The sequence below is a fragment of the Planktothrix serta PCC 8927 genome, assembly GCF_900010725.2.
Lineage (GTDB): Bacteria > Cyanobacteriota > Cyanobacteriia > Cyanobacteriales > Microcoleaceae > Planktothrix > Planktothrix serta.
Genome location: NZ_LR734947.1, coordinates 1 through 842 on the forward strand (window position 1 = coordinate 1; position 842 = coordinate 842).

The 842-nt window shown below is 48.0% G+C and carries 1 pseudogene; it reads right to left on the reverse strand.

Annotated elements, in window-relative coordinates:
* Positions 1–623, reverse strand: a pseudogene (locus tag PL8927_RS27775) (photosystem II q(b) protein); the annotation flags it as partial.
* Positions 624–842 lie beyond the last annotated feature (219 nt).

The window sequence follows — 842 nt, forward strand, 5'->3', positions numbered from 1 at the left end:
CCTCCGAACACCCCGGCAACGCCTAACATATGGAAGGGGTGCATCAGGATGTTGTGTTCAGCTTGGAACACTAACATGAAGTTGAAGGTTCCAGAGATACCTAAAGGCATTCCGTCAGAGAATGAACCTTGACCGATGGGGTAGATCAAGAATACGGCGGCGGCGGCTGCAACAGGTGCAGAGTAAGCAACGCAGATCCAAGGACGCATCCCTAAACGGTAGGATAATTCCCATTCCCGACCCATGTAGCACAGGATGCCGATCAGGAAGTGGAATACCACTAACTGGTAAGGGCCTCCGTTGTACAGCCACTCATCCAGAGAAGCTGCTTCCCAAATCGGGTAGAAGTGTAAGCCGATGGCGTTAGAGGAAGGAACAACTGCACCAGAGATGATGTTGTTTCCGTATAACAGTGAGCCCGCAACGGGTTCACGGATACCATCGATGTCTACTGGAGGCGCGGCTACAAAGGCGATGATGTAGCAGATGGTGGCGGTTAACAGTGTGGGGATCATCAGTACACCGAACCAACCGATATAAATCCGGTTGTTGGTGGATGTTACCCAGTTACAGAACCGTTCCCAGACCGAGGCGCTTTCGCGCTGCTGAATCGTGGTTGTCATGTTAGTTATGATTGCTATGTATTTGTCGAGGTGCTTATCTATGTTTCTAATATTAGGCGACTTGTTAAGCTTTGTAAAGCTTTTTTAATTTAATTAAAGTGATAGCAGTTATAAGCTGGGCTTATTTATCGAAAATGGTATAGCGCTACGCGCAAGGGAACAGGGAACAGGGAACAGGGAACAGTAAGAAGTGAAAGGGTTTCAGGATTTAGAAATGTC